Source organism: Lacrimispora amygdalina, from assembly GCF_900205965.1.
Taxonomy (GTDB): Bacteria; Bacillota; Clostridia; order Lachnospirales; family Lachnospiraceae; genus Lacrimispora; species Lacrimispora amygdalina_A.
Genome location: NZ_OAOF01000025.1, coordinates 1 through 20,213 on the forward strand (window position 1 = coordinate 1; position 20,213 = coordinate 20,213).

The following is a 20,213-nucleotide window of genomic DNA, read 5'->3' on the forward strand; positions in this document are numbered from 1 at the left end:
ACCAGCCGTTAAATTTCCAACCATAGATTTCCGGCACCGGAAGAGTCCCCAGCTCTGTATCAAAGGTATGATCTTCCTTTTGTTTCTCCCCGGTCCACCTTACGTGATCCGTATCAAAAGTTACTTCATATGTATTGGGAGACCAATGAGCATACACAGTCATATTTATAGACGGCATCTGATTTCCATTGTAGGAATAGCTGCTTCCACCTGACGCACTGTTATACCAGCCATCAAAATGATATCCCGGTCGAGTAACCTGATCCCTACCGTCTTTCAGTACCTGGTCAAAGGATTGATCAAAGGAAATAACTACTTCTTTTTTAGGCATTCCCTCCAGGGTTCCGCCATTTCCATTCAAAGTCAGCAAATATCCATTAATGGAATAAAGAGCGTTAATTTCTACATGATCCTGAATATTGGTCGTAGGTTTGTCCCAGCCAGTAAATGTATATCCAATCCTCTCCGTGACTGCCGGTGGTGGTGTTGCATCATCTCCGATTGTTACTTCTTGCGTATCTAAGACAGATCCATTCCAATCTTTAAATACAACCTCGCTGGAACTTCTTTCCCAATGAGCATAGATCGTTAAATCTGTATCCGGCATTTTATTTCCGTTCTCCGGATACTTACTTCCTCCGGTTGGATCTGTGTACCAACCATCAAAAGTATAATATTTTCGGGATGCACCGGCTTTACCATCTGCAAGTGTCTGATCCAGTGAATCTCCTGCCGTAAAATCCATATTTAACACCTGGTCACCAGATATGCTGCCTCCATTACCATCTAAAGTAAGGCGCTGAGTACTCACCTCATACTGAGCAGTTAAAATCGTATCTACTTGTATATTTTTATAAGATTTATCCCATCCGATAAATCGGTATCCCGACCTTTTTGGTGCTTCAGGTAATTCTGCATCTTCTTCATATGCTACCGTTTTTTTTGTTATGATTGTTCCATTCCAATCCTTAAAGGTAACCGTGTTATTTGCATTTGCGTATTGAGCATAGATAGAAAAACTGGAGCTATCCGAATAAGGTAATTCACCAATTTTTTTATATACTGTTCCTCCTTCCATATTCATACTATACCCAATAAACACTTTTCCACCTGGTGCCTCTTGAACAGGTAATTCCACATCATCTGTATCATACAAATGAGTAATATATTTATATGCATAAGGATTTGAAGGCGAATTTTGATAACAGTATATGTAATATTTCATTGGTTGCCAGTAAGCATATACATCTAAAGTCCTATACTCAAATAGTAAATCATTGCTTATAGGCTTTCCTTGCCCATTAGGCTCCGTATACCATTTTGTGACATATACTTTTTGGTATCCATTACGTGTTAACTCTGGAATCCCCCAAGTGGAAGGACTGGGAGTACTTCCAATATTTATAGTAGACTTATAAATCTGCTCCTGGCCTTGAAAGCAATCATGCCATGTAACATCTGCAGTAGCCGGCTTCCACCGTGCATAATATGTTATATTTTTAGTGACTGGAGTTTCCGGAGAAATCAATTCTCCATTACTATAGCTTGTGTAGTAACCAAGAAATTCATAGTAATTATATGGCACCTCAAAAGATGGTACGTTAAGGTCCTTAAATAAAGTTCCATATTCAGCCGTAACCGTTTTTGTCCCCTTACTTGATCCATAGATATTTTCAAAGGTTATAGTGTACTTATTAATCTGCCAGTCCACGTATACAGTCACATTATCAGTTACTTGTTTGTAATAAACATTACTTTTAGACCCATCTTCTTTGAAGTAATACCATTTATCAGGATTGGTACTATAACCCGCTCTGGAAACTTGGCTTTTTAAGTTTCTTGTCAAATCATGTAAGTACGAACCAACCTTAACCTCCTGAGTATACGTCTCTTGCCCATCTATTAAACCACCATTTCCAACAATTGTTACCGTCGCAACATCTTCATATTGTGCGGTTATCGTCATATCACTGGTAATATTGGTAAAACTTTTATCCCAACCTTTAAATCTCTTTCCAGGTATTTGTGGTGGTGTTGGAGCAGTTGGCGAATCTCCGGATAATACTTTCTTTTCTTCAATCAACTCACCATTCATACCTAAAAATCTAATTGTATTTTCATTTGCCTTATATACTGGATAATACTCAACGGGATAGTTACTATCACCATAGAACGTGTCTCCATCATAAAAATAAAGTGATTCTGCGTTAATATTAACATGTTGCCAACATTGAAACGTATATCCTGGTTTAGTTGGCTTCGCTACCATAGTCATATCAATTGGACCCGGCGGGGTCGATATGATTGCTTGAACTTTTGATGGTTTGCGCTCATAATTATTATCTACATAAGTTGATAAATCATCTTTATAGAAAATTGCTGTATGATAATAAGACGTAGCACACCAGACTCCAGTTATCTTAAAACCAGAATACACATTAATATCAAACCCAGGCTTATACAATGTGGTTTCTCCCACATATCTCCCCACATCTGCGGGATTTCCATATACAGTTACTGATTTCTCTCCTTTCGTATCTTTAACTGATAATGTAGGGATATTCACACTTCCTGTAACCCAGCCAATTAATTTATAATCGCTGTATCCCAGCTTATCCTGTACCACTCCATCATAGTCTCGGTATGGGGATCTATTAGCGGGTGAAGGTGCTAAATATGTGTTTGAATTAATAGTAGTTTTAGAGTCTGCTGACCAAAGAGTTCCAGGCGCACTGTATGAAACTGTGATGTAATTTGAAGGTGCTACAGCTAACATTGTCGTCAACGGATATCTATAAAAAAATACATCTCCATTCTGATCCGCATCAAACCAGCTTGCTTGCGCTTCTCTTTCTGCGTTTTTAATAACACCGTAAAAATAATATCTAGTTCCGATTTCAATAAGATTTTCATCATCTGGATCAATAGGTGCTAATTTCCACACAGTATAATCACTTTTATCCCAGTTTTGATAACTACTCATATCTCTTGTACATTTTGATATGGTTTCATTGTCACCGAATAGCTTGTTGGATAATTTTTCCCAATCAGATTTTTCTGGCCAAGTGCTTTCATAAAGATAAGGAGCTAAATCATAGTATTCCTCATCCAGAGTGATAGAGGAGGACATATCCTCAACGCTTCCCATCTGATCCGCTTCATACCAAAGAGGAAATTCCGCCTCACCATTTACATAGCCAAAGTCTCGGTACTGTACCATTCCGTTACGGTCTTCAAATTTCCAGAACCGTTTCCCGGATTTTTTAACCTCGGAGTAATATTCTGGGATTTCCTCTGGTTCCATTTGGACAAACTTTCTTACGGCTTCCGAAGGGGTTGCTTTATCCCCTGAGCTTTCAGCCTCAGAGGGTGTCGCTTTATCCCCCGGACTTTCTGCTTCTGAGGGGGTCGCCTTATTCGCCACATTTTCCGCTGCTTGTGACGGAGACGCAAGCGCACTTACTGCGTCTTCCATACTTGATTTTATTGCAGCGGACGCTAAAGATGGCGGCGCATACCCTACTGTGGTTACTGCAATGATAACAGCAAGACAAAAACTTAATACTCTTTTTCCATATGTTTTCATACATTTTTCTCCTATTGAATTTCCATAACTGGTGCGAATTTTGCAACGATTCTTCCCAAGTTAACAAATACTCTCTTTTCGCTCTATACTATTCATATTAGCCCCCATAAAAGATCAAGTATATTGTCCTATTTAAATGTCTCATTATAATGTCTCATATAAACTTACACAAACTTCTCAATTGGCAATATCTTATATATCTCATCCAACGCTTGCTGTAATATCAGCAATACCTCTGTGCGAGGAGCAGGGTAAAACAATGCCAATATACCCGTCAAAGCTAAGGCTAAAACAATGATATTTTTTACTAAGCAAACAAGTGAGATGAATGTGTTAATCGTAAACTTGAAAGTATTTGTTCTTTCAACCACCACCACATCTTTGCCTTTAATCCCGAATTTATCTTTTAATTTATCTTGTTTCTTTTCATATTCTTTTTCTTCGTCTGCCTGTTGCTGTAAAATAGAATTATATTTTTCCTTCATCTCCGCTCCTCTTCATAGTTAAAAATTTACAACACCGGTTTTAAACAATATAGTAAGTAAAAATATGGTATACACACAGATCAATGTCAAGATTCCAGGAAGTGTTTTCAATCGGCTTCCCAATATAGAACCCAGGCGTTTTGTATTTCTTAACATCTTCGCAACTAAATTTGTCTTTTTAGATGGTCGAACTAAATCCTCAGATAAAAAGTCTCCAATAATCTGTCGATACACTTTATTGCTAGTTGCATCATAAGAGAATGAATCAGGATTATATCCCACGAAAAAAGTGTTTGCTGCCCGGTTTGTCATCTGTTTCAGTATTGCACTTCTATTGTCAGGTGGAACAAATGAAAAAATAAATTTTGCATGGTTAAACTCCAATTTCTGTAAAATAGGGCTTACTTCAAAAATTTCATTAGGTTTCACCCCGGAGCACACAATATGTATATCTTGTTCGAGATATGAAATTTCATTAAAGTTATCATTTTGAAACGAACCATAATCTTTCACCAGGTACTGATAACTCTCATTTAAATCCAACACAGAATGATACATATGAATGCCTTCATAAATAATACAATTACCATTTTTTTCAACTCCACCATATAACTTACGAAGTTTATCAATGTACCCATTTCCAGATAAATCAATGAAAGCAACATCATAGCCTCTAATTTGGAGATACTGTAACAGTTGAAAAGATTGCGTTGTTGTTCCGATTCTTGGCTGCGCCCCACATAAAGCAATCGTAATCGTTTTTGATAAAGATGGTTTCATATTTCCTTAAGGCTCATTAAAGCCTATCCCCCTTCATTTATTTATCAGAATCATTTATATATGTTACAGATGGCTTATCTTTTTTCTTTTTTCGCTTAATGAGCATTAAAAACATTACAATAAAGAATAAAATGAGTAGTACTGCTATGGTAACGGGGTTTTTCACAATCTCTATAATCTGTTGCCATAATGATTTCTCAATAGGATCAGCCTCTGTTTGATCTATTAACTCATAACTTGCTGTTGCTTGAATCTTATATATTGTTTGTATCTTTTCCTCTGGTACAATGCTGCTGTATTCACATTGATAATACCAGTATGGTTCTGAAGGAATGGTAACATTTCCTTCAAAAACAGCTACTATATTAGCAACCCGGCGACGGCCATGGGCAGTGGCGGCCTGTAGCATCTCCCCATCTTGTTCATAAGGCTCTCCCTGCAGCTCAATACTGCTAATTTTATAATAATCAGGGCTAAGCCCCAAAACATTTAAGAATTCAGTTCCATATTGGCCTAAATCCGCTCCCTTAGGTATTTCAGTGGTTCCTAGCATGTATGTATCTGCATCTACTGAAAATATGGTAATAGGAAAAGAAAAATCATCTACCCAATCTTCACCTATAATTCGATAATCGGTTCGTGGTAGCTCCTGCTTATATTGTTTACCAGTTAAGGAATCCGTCACTGTTACCGGTCCCCGCTCAGGCAGCTCATCAATATAACTTACTTTATTGTACTGAATCTCCGTTTTTTTATTTTCAGTGCGCTCTTCCGTCATTCCAGATAATAATTCACTGCTTTTCAGATAATAGAATCCGTCCTGTTCTATTGTCTCTGCAGGTGGATTTTCCTCAGCTGAATTAATATCATAAAACCTATTTGAATCAATATTTATTACCGTTTCTTCTTTTTCAGGATATGAATCAACAATCTTTGTTTTAACATCCAATAGCCTATATATCTTTCCGTCTTTAGAGTATTCAACTTCAAATTGGTCAATACCATCATCATCGGGATTATAACTTTCATAAGTATCTTCAATAACCATTTTATTCTCTTCCAAGGCTGGTGTGGTGCCATATCCCATTAGGGATACGGCCACTACCGCCAGAAAAAGAACTATTTGCTTATTTTTCACTTTCATTCCTCCTGTCTTTTTTGATGAATATATAAAGCACAAGTGCCAAACCACCAAAGAATAACGATAATAACGCATAAAGTATGATATTACTCTCAACTCCAGTCTTTGGTAAACCTAAGATACTAAACGGGAAACCCGTAGAACCAAATAGTATATGACCCTCGCCTGAAATATTACTATTGTATTCAGGTACAATTCGTCCAACCTTCTTTTCTGGCTCTGGCGTTGGCGGCTTTGGCGTTGGTGTGTTTCCATCAGTAGTAATTTTTTGATCAATCATGGTAATGGTATCAACCGATCCGTCCTTGCTGACCGTAAACACAATATCAGCAGCTGTACGGTAGCCAGAAGGAGCTTGTTTCTCCCTGAGCCGGTATGTTTCTCCAGCTTTTAGCTTACCAACGATGGAATATACCTGATCGGTGATTGTTTCAAATTCTAGCACCACGTTTTCTGAAGCATCAATGTCAATGACCTGCAGCACAGCTTTCCCCAGAAGATTACCCGAACTATTTTCTTTACGGATATCAACATTGGTTTCTTTATCCTTCATTACCACGTAATCCGTACTTCCATCTGTACTTACCGAAAACTTTATAGCTTCTGTAAACGCATAGCCTGTAGGAGAAAGATCTTCCACCAGCCAATAATCTTTACCAGCATCTAATACTCCTGTTACATCCTGCGGACTGCCATCAGCATTTCCATCATATTTATAGATCTTCTTACCTTTTACACCTCCGTCATCTTCATGGATGGAATAATGGCCACCAGGTAGCTCTTTTTCGCCAGTAATATCCGTCTTGCTTATCACTACATGAGTAGGAATATCCCACATAATAACTTTATCAATGGTACCATCATGAGAAACGGTAAACGGAACATCCTCTGCATAGGCAAGGCCGGCCGGCGGTGTTAACTCATGCAGATAATAAGCCGTATCTACAATGAGCTGCTTTGTAATAACAGTAAAATCATTGGTTGTAGTAAAAATCAAATCTTCTCCCACTTTAAACAAATTGTCATCACGAATGGCCTTAACTGGCTGCTTATCTGCATCAAGAATCTGCATAACAGCACCAGCCTGATTGCCATCACGTTTAAAATCCGGAACCGCCTCAGAAGCAGTGGCCAATTTGTAGATATGTTCTGTATTTGGCTTGTCCTCCATCACTACCACATCAAAAGCTCCATCTTCATTCACAGAAAATTTGATATCCTTCTCATAGGCAAACCCTTGTGTAGGATTCTTTTCAATCATGATATATTCTTTACCCGGCTCCAACTCAGCTTCAATCTCATGGGGTTCATCAATGGAAATCCACTCATCAATGATATTTCCATCTTCATCTTCAATGACAATATGCGTGCCAGGCAGCTCCTCTCCGGTTGTAATATCCGTTTTATGGATCACCTGTTTGGTCTGCTTATCATATACGCCAATTCCTTCTATGCTGCCATCTTTCGAAATCATAAATTTCAACTGATTTGTCTTTAAAATTTCACCATCGGAAAATACAGTCGTTTCTGTTAACAAATACTCTTCACCTTTGATGAAAATTTCCCGCTCTGACGTATCAACCGTGTGCCTGGTAAAGATCGCAGCCGCTCCCAGTTCTGATGAAGCCGTTCCGGAAGTATTCCTGGCTTCCACCTCCAGGCCATCTCCTATTCTTGTGACATCATACCGAATATTTTTGTAAATACTGCCCGGATCAATGACAATAAACTCGTTTCCTGCCATTGAAATAGTATCTCCGCTCTTAATGATCCCATTTTTGCTGCCAGTGTACTCATAACTGCCTTTTAACTCCACGCCGGCATTGCTATACAACTGAACCTTAAACTGGCTTGTCTGATCTGCAAATAAATATTTACCGCTTCCGGTCAGATCATTGAATATCGTCAGTTTATTGGCCTGCAGGATCGGCGTTTCTTTGGTTGTGACAGTCGTCTTTCCACTGGATGTTAGTGTAGCTATTACACTTGTTGAACTAGAAACATGATCTGCCTCAAGCTCAAATGTTACATATCCGCCCTGTAACGGCTTCACATCAGGAATCGTAAAAGTAAGCTTATTATCATCCTGATTTCCGGCTCCGCTGTCAATAATCCTTACCGCATTATCAAACCGAAGTGTTAATTCAACATCCGTTGTTGTATGTGATGTATTTGCGTAAAATACTGATCCAAGTACTGCCTGGTTCGGATTCAACACATCTCCCGGCTGACCATCACGGTTCCATAAAAATATCTTTGGATTTTCCGGATTAACATGATTCTGTATGGTTGCTTCAGTTAAATATTCTTGTGGATTATAGGAGTGGATTTCCGTTCCGTCTGCATAGGCAAGCGTTAAATTATTGCTGCCGATCGTTCGATCTTCAACATGATAGCTGCCATCATTAAAATGCAGCCTCCGGGTAGTTTTTCCGGTTAATAACTCGGAACCATCGGAAAAATACACGATCTCCCGAATGGTATATAGTCCTCCTTCAACCAGATCCTCTGATGGATATATATCATACCCATTACCTGTTGTGGTCCATCTAAGAACTTCATAGCCGGCCTCATTTACCATGCTCTTTTCCATCTTCGTTGGATACCGGCCGTTGATTGTTACGGACTGTATGGAGTCCACATCCGGATTATAAGTATCCATCGTAAAATCATCCGTTTGAATGGTATTGACCGTTACTGTATGAAGCTTGTCAGATATCGTTGTAATCTTCCGGCCGTCCTGTGATACCGTAAACATGACTGGATTCATTAGGTTATAGCCTTTCGGTGCCTTTTTCTCTAACAACAGGTAGCTCTTTCCAGCAACCAGACCTTCCACCATATGCTGCTCTGCAGTCGTTGTCCATTCAGTAAATGCTTTGGTTTCATCGTAGATGAAGTTATCCTCTGCATCCCGTCCCAATAGTTCAAAGATAGCCATTTGTGCACCATCAACGAAGGCGCCATCAATACCGGAATCCTCCAGCTTGTCAAAATCTCGTTTCTCAATAGTAATCTTGGTTTTCTCATTTAGTACTGTAATGCTATACTTTGCTGTTTCTCCTGGTTGATAAGACACACCACCGTTATCAGGAGCAAAACTAAAGGTTTCGATCAAAGTATTCACTGCATATCCATCCGGAGGCACGGTCTCCTTTACCCGGTACCGGTATGGTTCTAAACTTCCGTCTGATAAGATTCTTCCGACCGGCAGCCCTGTTAATGTAGCCTTACCATTGATCGTACTTACCGTTCTTGTAAATACTGGTTCTCTGCTTCCTGATTGCTGTAAATATGCACTGACTTCAAAAACAGCATCGGATAACAAATTTGTACCAGTTTCATCCGCTTTGATAAGTTCCAGTTGACCTTCCGCTACCTGATTGCTGGCCCGGACAATCCTTATATTATCAGCCCGGTTATATTCGATCCGGATTGGCTCAAATAATGTGTAGTAGTCTGCACTGGCATTCTCTACCACATAATAAATTCCATTGTCCATACCAGTTATGGTGTGCGGTTTTAAATCGCCCTGACTGTATCCTTCCGGAATCCGGCCATTAATAAAATCAGCTTCGGTATACTCTCCATCACTTCCGGTAAGCCATGTTGTAAGAAGATACTCTGGTGTTTTTATAAGGCTGCCATCAGAAGCTGCTTTGTAAAGTGCTAATTCATTGCCAGCAAATTCTTTGGTTCCATCACCGCCGATTTTGCTGATCCGGATCGCACTCACTTCGTTTTCAATGGCGTAGTGCTGCACATCAGCAATATCCTTTACAATAATCACCGTATCCTCTGCTTTTGCGTACCCTTCCGGGACACTTGTTTCTACCAGCACATAGGCCATACCAGCTGGCAGATAATTGAACCGGCGGTAACCCTCGGCGGTCAAGTAAGAATACGCTTTAGAATTAACTGCGGACAGCTGCTTATAATCATACTGATATTCAAACGTATAATTTCGTCCATTTCTGTCTGCGGTACCCTCATATACGGTAATCCTAATCATTTCCCCATTATCAGCTTCAAAAAACATAGTAGCTTCTGTTGGGAATGCAGTTGTATTTCCGCTGTCAATCTGAGTATGAGACACATAAGCTGCGGACCGGTTGACGATCCATTTAATGGTGTTGGCTCCATGATTGGCATCATAAGCAGATAAAAATCCATCCATATCCTGCTGATCCATTCCTGCCGGGTAGGTGATCACACCATTGATGATAGGAATTTTCGTTCCATCTTCCATGACCCAAACGGTGTCATTTTCGCTGGTTCTGGTAGCAGTTCTCTCTACTGCCCAGGAAATGCTTGTCCCAGGCTTGGTGCCGTTTAACTTGTACATGGACTCAAATTCTAAGGTGAAGCCGCTCTGCCCGTTCTGATTGCTGTTAGGATAGTTTCTGAAATCTATAGTTTCTGTGTAATCGGTAGCATCATTGGTCACCCAGGTGTCAATAACCGTTGTGTCATCGTAAACCGGCTTTCCATCTTGATACACCACACCAGATTTATCCATAACTGCCGGATATAAGGTAAAGCCAACATTCCCCAGGAAAATCCTCTCATCTCCGACTGTTACATACTTATCTACTTCCACTTTTGTATGATCGTTATTCATAGTGAAATTTTGAACTTCTCTGGTATTTGTAACGGTAATTTCTACTGGTGTAGCAGTTACATATCCTGTTGGTGTTGTTGTTTCTTCCAGCAAATAGTCTCCGGTAGGCAATCCTTCAAAATAGACCGGCGTTGTTCCCGTTGTCCAGGCTGCATGAATCACTTCAGGAGCCGAAACCGTGTCGTTTGTTGTTGCAAACGCTACCGGGATATCTGCTGCTTTCTGTAAATAATATCCGGAAGAGGTATAAACCCGTTTTGCTTTATAAAGAGCCAGATCCGCACCGGAAACATGCCCGTAGCTGTAAGTACCTTTCCCTTCTAACACAGTTCCCATCGTTTTTCCGGAAAGCATATCAATACGATTTACGGTATATTTATTAGTTCCGTCCAGTTTTTCAATTTCCGTCTTAGTGGACGTATCTACCATTTTTGTATTCTGCATATCTGCTGTTTCTAAAACGGTTTTACCCACCGGCAGGCCTTTGTTCATACCCTCCGGACTTATGAGTTCCTCCAGGATATAGTTACCTTCTGGTAATCGTTTTAAGATATCTGCCTGACCATCTGTCATGGTAAGATCAAATGGATCATTGGGAGTGGTATCAGAGGTGACCCAGGTATTCTGCACAATATAGGCTTCTCCCATCCGGTGGTACAGATCCTTCTGATCCTGGTTCTCTGCTGTCTCATCTCCATCAAGTAATTCGCCCGGCTCATTGATACGATAGGCTGCTTGATTATATTCCTCCAGATTATTGGAATCTTGATAGCGGACAAAATCACCGTTTCTGTCATAAAGTTCTGTCCCTTTATCGTAAGTTTCATAACTACGCTGGTAGTATGAGGGCAGACCGTGTTCATCGTATACCGGATTCATGTCTTTCTCAAAACTTCCATTATTTTCATCAACCAGTGTACTGTCATTCATACTCTGACCATTGTTATTCTGTAGCACTGATGATTGTTTATGGCTTTCTTCTCCGGCATCGGAACCCCAGGAGCCGGTAATATATCCGGATTCCGTGTGGCTGTAAATTGGATTTGTGACTGCTGTCCCTGAATTATTAGTTACTTCAATTGTTCCGTTATCAGAGTATCCTGCTTTATTTTCACCAACGGTTGCTATCCTAGAAGTTGTAATTTTATCCCTGGCTATTATATTTCCATAAATATCTCTCCGGATATTAACCGCCCACACAAGGACTTTCTGACTTCCGTCAGGCTGTTTTTCGAGAACATATGCCATACCGGTGTAAGGATCAACCAGTGCATCCCGGTTTCCAGCCCGGTCAATGTGATAAACAATCGTATCTTCTCCGACCTCAAGAATCTTATCATTTGCTGAATAACGGATCTGTGTGAAATCACCGCCAACAAATTCTAAGTAGGCCGCTCCATTTTTGAATGCGTAAATGGAATACTCACTATCCGTCTTGTCAAAGTTTACTTTATCTGACTCCAACGTAGATAACGGTACCGGAACATGTTTTCTGTCATACCCATATTTAACGCTCTGACCTTCAATTGTCTTGGTAGTAAAAAGATTTAGACTGTCTAGGTCATAGTAGAGGATATCCGTATCTAATCTTTGAACCGTTTCTGCTGTCCAGATCGCTCCGGATTCCATAATAGGATTCTGATTTTTATCTACTCCGGTCTGGACGGTCACCTGGCATTCATTTTCAGCCTCATCTGTTTCTTTGACAAACTCGACCTTTTCGCCAGCAAAGCCTTCTTTCACATACATTCTGGTAATGTTATTGGTGCGGTTTCGTTCAATTGTCAGCCCATTGTAGGCGTGATCCTGGGTATCCCCGGTTGGCTTAAGTTCCAGGGCATCGTACAAAGTCATCGTTGCCCCAGCAACATATTGGTTGGTATCATTGGCCGTTTCCAGTGTTCGTGTTACAAAACCATAGCCGGTAAATACATTTCCTTCATAGGCCAGTTCTACCAATTCACCATCTGCTTTTCTTGCTGCAAGCTGCTCTAAGGTACCTTTTTTCCATGCGTACCCTAAGTAAGTACCATTTTCACTGTAGGCGTATATAAGATCAGGGTTGTTACCAATTTCAGCAAGGGTACCGTCCACACGTCCGCTAACCTTATAGGTTACGGTCTTATCTGCGGTTGTCTCTGCTGTATTAACACTGGACTCCTTCACCTTTTCTACAGTAAGCTTGATCGGAGCATTTTCTACATTAATTCTGGCCACATTCACAACATCTTGGGGTTTATTCCCATTCGTGGTCTGATTGTCGGAAGGATCTTCATACATTGCCGCAAGCACACGGTCATCTTTGTTTCCCTCTTTGTAATAAGCCACTTTATCAGAATACACTTCAAGTGCTACCGGCTTACTCCTGGTATATCCGGAAGTTGGTTTCAGTTCCGCCACAACATAAGTACCTGCACCTAATGGCTGAGGTGTTTCAATATATCCGACCGTCTGATACTGGTATCTCAGGGTAGAATTATCTGTTTCATCTTTCATCAAGCCGTCCAGAACGGTACTGTAGGCTTTAAATGCCACTGTCTGGTTCCCAAAGGAATCACCTAATATCACCTGATCCGATTCCTCGCAGATCGGGGTTCCAGCTGGTACAGTTCCGCTATAGAGATTTCCAGGGCCGGCTTCTTTTCCAATCAGTTTTTCAAACCAGGAAAGCTTCTGCACAAACGGAGTGATTCCAGTTGCTCCCATTGCTTCCAGAAACTCTTTTGTACCGGTAACCAAAGTGTCTGTTTTGTAGAATAATACTGCTCCGTCACCATCTTTCGAATCGTCCCGTTTTGCTGCATAAATTCCAAAGATCGCACCATCGTGAAGAATGTTCTCATGGGTTTCGCTATCCAGCTTTTCAATCCTCAGTTTAGAGGTATAGAAACGATTTTCAAACTGGTTATAAGCATATCCAATGTAGGAACTCTCCCCACTTGGCTGTGGCGTTACCTCATTTACCTCACTGCTGGCACTGGCCGGCGCAGTTACGGTATAAGGTACCAGCATTGCAGCAAATTTTCCGTCATAAGCAGTAAGGTTTCCCTGCATGGACTTCACATTGTCCTGGTACATAATTCCAAGCAGGTTATCTTCTGTAACAGCAGCTCCTGGATATGGCACATCATTCGCCACTCCAAAAGATTCTGAAACGGAACTATAACGATATGATGTTGAAACTCCATCTCTTCCGCTTTGTCCCTCTGTCAGGTAATACGGCACATCACCAGACATCCGGTCATCCTGAACATTGTAATAATTTTTAAGTGGACGGTATTCTGACTGAGTAAGGGCAAAATAATCACCGGCTCCCGGTGTACCAGGTACTTCGTTTGTAATCTGGCTGATACTTAATCCATGCTTATACACTTCAAAATTACCGTTATAATTATGAGCCTTTATCACATGATCCTCTTCAACAAACCGGATCTGATACTTAGCCGCCAGCTCCTCTGCCGTTTCTTCTGCATCATAGTTATAATAATTATTAAGCTTTGCTGGATTCTGCTGGGAACCATCATAAGAAGCATATACCGTAGGAACGACTACTTCTCTTGGCTTATCAATCTGATAATGCTTATTAGCAAAATCCTCTAAACTGCTATATTGTGGTTGCTGCTCTGCCACTACATAAACTCCGTATGGCAGATATTTAGAAGTGTTAAAGTAACATTCGTCTGCTTCTATATTGGCAGAAAGCGTTGATGGATCGTCATCAGTTCCACCGTTGCCTTCTGTATCCCAATCAACAGCATAAATCTCGTCAATATCATAGCTGAAAAATGGTTTTAAATAGTTTTCTGCTTTGATAATTGCGTGATACAAGGCTTTATCGTACAATTCGTCAGAATAAGTGACTTCACCGGCAGTTTCCGTTTCCTGGTTGTTTGATGAAACATTCTGTACCAGTTTGGCAATTTCATCATCTAAGTACCAGGTGATGGCAAACTGACGTACCATGTCAGAAGCTTTGGCATTCTCTATTGTGTAAGTTGTTCGATTTGTCTCATTTCCGATTGGCTGATAAGAAGTATAAGTCGGTGCGGCAAGATCCCATTTGTCATTATTGGCTACTGCAACAGCATCAAAGAATTTTTCGTAATTGTAGCCTGAAACAACTCTTGTGCCGGCTGCATCTTCCACCAGTTGATCTGATGTTTCCAAAATGGCCGTATAACCACTATTTTGCCCATCATTGATGAGATTATCGGTGTAACTATACAATTCCTTGTTGTAAATAACCGCATCATTGGAATCCCTATAGAGCGGATCCGTTTGATGAAGAGCTTTTGTATATATCTTGTTCACCAGCTCCGGGTAAGCATCATTAATCGCCAAAACATCAATCTCATTACCCTTTCGATCTACCCATGTGACGGAACCGGCCTCGTCCCGATACAGCCTCAATAAATTGGATCGTAAGTATGTCTTAAAGCGAAAATCACCCATCTTGTTGACCTTAGGACTGCCAAAAAGTTTCGTAAACCAATCTTCCTGTACATCGCTGTAAGAATTTGTGTTTTTATAAGAACCAGGATCAATTTTCTTTGTAACCTTGATTTGTTGCTTGATTGCTCTCTGTTCTACTCTTACAGGATTTAATCTGGTATTCGTTCCCGGACTGTTTTCTCCATCCTGCCAGATATATTCCTGTCCCGGATAACTTAGGGTAATTGTCTTAATATAGCTTCCCTCACCGGCAATACTTAGTTCTTCATAATCCAGGTATATTTTAACGTTTGCATTTCTTACTGCCACATAATAGGAGGCCGCTCCCATCTTATCCCCTGCAGACCACTCGGCCGGGTTCCCCATTGCATCAATATGTGCCTGAGTCAGGGTAATCTGTTTTTCAGGTACGACAATCCGGAAGGTGTAAGACTGTAAATCATCATCTGCATGGACCGCTCCATAAGCATCCGTATAGCTGCTGTCAGTATGGCAGATAGTAGCTCCATTCACAGTGGAAAGGGGTAGCTCTGTCCACTGTCCGACAGTTACATCCTGCATAATCTTTGTGGTTTGTTCTACATACTCATATGCTTCGATTGGATTTCCGTCCTTATCACATGGCGTTTCACCCTTTTGATAATACACATTTTGAGTAATGGTTTTACTGATCAGACCGCCCGTTTCGGTTGCTGCGGCATCTGTAATCAGACGAGCCGATATGTAGTTGCGGCTTCCAATCAGTTCTGATTTAAATCCATCATAGGTACCAAATGCTCCATTGTCCGGATTATTAGAATACGTTGCATATATGTATCTTGGACTTTCACCCGTATCATCTGGAAGGTACTCTACCCGATTATAAATAATACTGTCTGTTTCCGGATCGCTGCCGGATGCAAAAAAGGTCTTTGGGTTCCCATACTGGCTTGCATAAACTGTAATATAGTAAGCATCAGAATCCTCCTCTATGCTGTGAACACCGCCATAGTTGTAAAAACTGTTCGTGTTATAAAAATCCAGGACAGACAAAATTGCATCTCCGACTTTAATTGGATTATCCTGACTGTCCAGCTTGTTGATTTGCAGTGTTACAATTGGGGAACCATAAACCGTGCGGCTTGCAGGACTTCCAGGCGCTACCCCAGACACACCATATGCATCAATATCGCCCTCTCTCACTCCGGCATCAAAGACTCCTGCATAAATACTGGAATAACCGGTACCGTTAGTTTTTATTTTAGGAGTATTCTTTCCACTACTGCGGAGTGCTTTTTCAGCTTTCCCTTTGAGAAAGTTAAAATCATCAGCAGTAAAATCGCTGGCCAGCTTATCCAGAACCTCCACATCAGTCATAGCCGGCTCTTCACTCTCTAGGGCCGCTTTAACCGCTGTTGTGTCGAGATCCTGCCACTGTGCAACCTGGAATTGGTTGGCCTGATAATTCGTTGAAACTTCTGTTGTCATCAAGCTGCCGTCCGGGTTATATTTCGGATACTGAAAGTCATTTTCTGCTGTAACATAATAACCAAGCATTACCTTATCGTAAACACCCGTTCCTACTTCTACTGCCCGACTTTCCGCCCCGTTATCTAAGCGGTATATCTTTGACCCCTCTGGCAGGTTATTAAGCAAAATATCAAATCCATTCATTCCAGTCTCTTTGCTTTCCGCAGCAAAAAACAATTCGTTATAATCAGGATTTCCCCATTCACCAGTTGGATTATCTGAGATCTGTCCCTCCGGATACAAATTTTTGGTTATGGCAGCATAGCCACTTCCTGCATTAGCAGGTACTCCTGCATTTACATCCTGACCTTTGTTTGTATGACTGTTTTCTTTGCTTCCTACAGAAAGTTCAAATCCCTCAGAACGACTTAATTCTTTTACATAATAATCACCCATTAAAAGCGGTCGTCCAATCCACCCATTTCCATTATTGGATTTATTATCATAATATACTCTTGTATACTGGGCATCTGCTGAGTAATCGTCATAGGAACTGTCAGCCACATAGAGGTTGGAAGGAGCTTTTCCCGCCCAGCCGCTCGCTGTTTCCACTACAGTTCCGGTTTCATAGTTGTAAGTAAATCCAGGAGCTTCTGTATATGCCATAAAGGACAACTCACCATTTTTATCAGCGGTTCCGATAGAGACAAGATCATTCGCTTCATAGACGGTTCCGGTTTTTCCATCCGGATGGGTTAGTGCACTGGCAGCAAACAGCCCATACACACCTCCTTCAACAGTTCCATCCCCCTGCGCGTCACCGCTGGGATCATACTCTTCCGATTCTCCTTTTAAAAGCTCCATATCATATTTTTTTACATGAATTTCCCCTTCTGTCCGGTGATCATATATCCTCCACCGATTACCTTCTCTATCTGAATCATTACAGTGACTGTAATTAGTAGATGGTTCGGCTTCAACATCATCCCCTACACTTGCTGATGTTAAAGCAGTATTGTAAGCTGATACGAACAAATTGCCGGTACTACCAGTTTCATCGTTACCTTCTTCAGCCAACAAATTAAAACCTAACCTTGCGTTAGATATTGTTGTAAAAAGAATTTCTGACGGGACCAGTGCATTAGAATTTGTGGCTTTATCTACTTTTGAACTTCTCTGTTTCACTTCCGTTTTTGCTTTCTTCACTGCCTCTGTTTCATTCTCTACTGTTGCTACCGGTTTTGATTCCTCAGCCACTTCTGTTTCGGATTCCTCTACTGCTTCTGTTTCGGATTCCTCCACTGCTTCTGTTTCGGATTTCTCCACTACTTCTGTTTCGGATTCCTCCACTGCTTCTGTTTCGGATTCCTCCACTGCTTCAGTTTCGGATTCCTCCACCGCTTCTGTTTCGGGTTCCTCCACTGCTTCTGTTTCGGATTTCTCCACTGCTTCTGTTTCGGATTCCCCCGCTTCTGTTTCGGATCCCTTCGTCACTTCTTCATTTTGGCTATACAGAATGGAATTAGAAACATTAGAAGATGATAACTTAAAATATTGTGAAGAATCATATGCATTTGAGTTGGTGGCTATCTTATCACTATCATTAAACACTGGATCATCATTATCAATTTCTTCCTCAACCTTTATATCCTCGTATTCTGGATCAGATGGCAAAAAGAAATTAATAATTTTCTGAATAATATTTGATTTCTTCTCCTGTTCAAGATTTAAATCCTCCTCTACAACAGGCTCCTCCATCTGAAATGCTTCAATTGCTGCTCTTTGAGCTTTGACCATGGAAGCGGGGCTTCCGGTAACTTTTGCATTAATCGCAATATCTTTGCTGTATAATCCTGAAAAAGTAGCATTGGCTCCGTTTTCAGAAGCATCTGTTGTTACAACCTCGATCGGAACATCATCCGGATGCAAATCATGCAGAGTATATCCGTCTTTCGCCGTTGATTCTTTCCAGGTATAGCTATATTTCATGGAAATAAATTTTTCATAAGTGGCCTGACAGTCTGCCCGACATCCGGATTCCTGATATGCTTCTTCTTCACTGGCTGATGTCGTCACGCCACCATCAGGTGTATCGCTCCCCCCATCAGACAGAACACTTTCAATTTCTGATACATTGACTCCTGACTGAATCCAGTGGAAATGTACACCAGAGAAATCCCCGGAAGCATGTTCTTCACAATCTGCCACAGCGCTTACCCAGGCATTTGCAAGCCGTTGATTTTCAGCCTTAGCATCTTCAATTTCTGCTTCATTGGTTACCTCTCCGGTTTCCTCATCAATTTCCTCCTCCGGAACGGAAACAAACTCCGGAGCCGGATGCCCATCACAAAATGTTTTATCGTAATTATAAGTATGATTAACAGTCTTTTTACCATAGCCAGATTCATCCGTTGTTACAGAACCAGCAAAGCGGAAATTATCCCATATGACAGGATTGTCCGTATAATAGCTCTTGTAAGGCTCACCCCCCTCATACAACTCTACTGCTCCGTCACGCTCCGTATTTACCCGGTCTTTATCATCAAAACGCTCATACAGCTTAAATATTGCGTTTGAAAGTGGTTTTCCGGTTTCATCATCATATTTATTAAGTTGTAAGTTATATGTAGATTTCATCTCCTCGTTATGGCGATAGATTTTAAAATCAATACTGCCATCAGTAAGAGAAGGAACCGGATCGGTACCAATTGCAGCATAAAGCGGCAAAGGAGCACCTTGTAATTCCAAGAAAACCAACCTTTGGTGATCCTCCAAAGGGACCGTCTTTGAATGACTTACATGGGTCCCACTACATTGTGTGCAAACCCATAACTGTAAGCCTTCTTCATAAGCCTCTTCAACAGTAGAATAAGCACCATTTGTAGCATAATCGGTTCCTACTGTATCAAACTGAATATACAACTGAGGTGGTTCTGGATTTGGATTGGAAAATATGATAGTATTATCCGTTTTTTGATATGTCCACCCTCCCATTGGTTTAGGAAGAAAAGAACCATCACTGCCATCTAACGAAAATTTTAGCGGAACCTTCTGAATAAAATCTTTATCATCTCCACCAGCATTAAACTCAATAGTAAAAGTATTACCCACATTTAATGCCGTTGTTAAGTCTGTATGCCCTTGCAATACAGTTGGAATTGATTTTCCTGAATTACTAGTTCCTGTTCCGGAACTAATAATTCCACCTAGCTTCATATATTCCTCAGCATTATTTACCACCGCTGCAAGCCATGGATATTTCGCTCTTGTCTCAGCCTTATGTATGATTGTTTTTAAATCTGCTTCAGTCACAAGAGGAGCAATTGTGGGTAATCCCTGACTTGGTGCCTGAGCATTGATGTTATCAATTACAGTATTAATCTTTTGCTGATTACCAAATCCTGCAAGCATTGATAATGTTGCCCAAAATAAATAGGCTCTTTCTGTATCATTCAATCTGGTAGATGGTAGCACATATGTGTACATATCACCCTTTTGTAAAATACCATTAGATGCGACCCCATAAGCATCTATACAGTAGAAATGCCAATTATCTCCAAAAGCCGGTAGACTATCTCCTGGATTATGCAACTTTGCTGCTTGTACCGGAAGATAAGGCATGAAAGCCATTGCCGTTATCACAACAGATAACAACAATGAAATGTATCTGTTTCGTTTCCTCATTCGCTTATTCATTTT

At 40.8% G+C, this 20,213-nt stretch carries 5 protein-coding genes; all 5 read right to left on the reverse strand.

Going from position 1 to position 20,213, the window contains the following annotated elements; all coding sequences use genetic code 11:
- The coding region (locus CRO04_RS22435) for an InlB B-repeat-containing protein (RefSeq protein WP_207654506.1) at nt 1-3,586 on the reverse strand (3,586 nt) is incomplete at its 3' end.
- Nucleotides 3,587-3,750: 164 nt separating this feature from the next.
- The gene (locus tag CRO04_RS22440) at nt 3,751-4,071 is read right to left on the reverse strand and encodes a hypothetical protein (protein ID WP_097006481.1); all 321 of its coding nucleotides are present in this window, start codon (nt 4,069-4,071) and stop codon (nt 3,751-3,753) included.
- A gap of 18 nt (nt 4,072-4,089) precedes the next feature.
- Nucleotides 4,090-4,851, reverse strand: coding sequence for a hypothetical protein (locus CRO04_RS22445; RefSeq protein ID WP_097006482.1), 762 nt, complete (start codon nt 4,849-4,851; stop codon nt 4,090-4,092).
- A gap of 37 nt (nt 4,852-4,888) precedes the next feature.
- Nucleotides 4,889-5,989, reverse strand: coding sequence for a hypothetical protein (locus CRO04_RS22450; protein ID WP_097006483.1), 1,101 nt, complete (start codon nt 5,987-5,989; stop codon nt 4,889-4,891).
- Nucleotides 5,979-20,210 (reverse strand): SpaA isopeptide-forming pilin-related protein, encoded by a 14,232-nt coding sequence (locus tag CRO04_RS22455; RefSeq protein WP_097006484.1) that lies wholly within the window; start codon nt 20,208-20,210, stop codon nt 5,979-5,981. Before CRO04_RS22455 ends, CRO04_RS22450 begins: the two co-directional genes overlap by 11 nt.
- Nucleotides 20,211-20,213 lie beyond the last annotated feature (3 nt).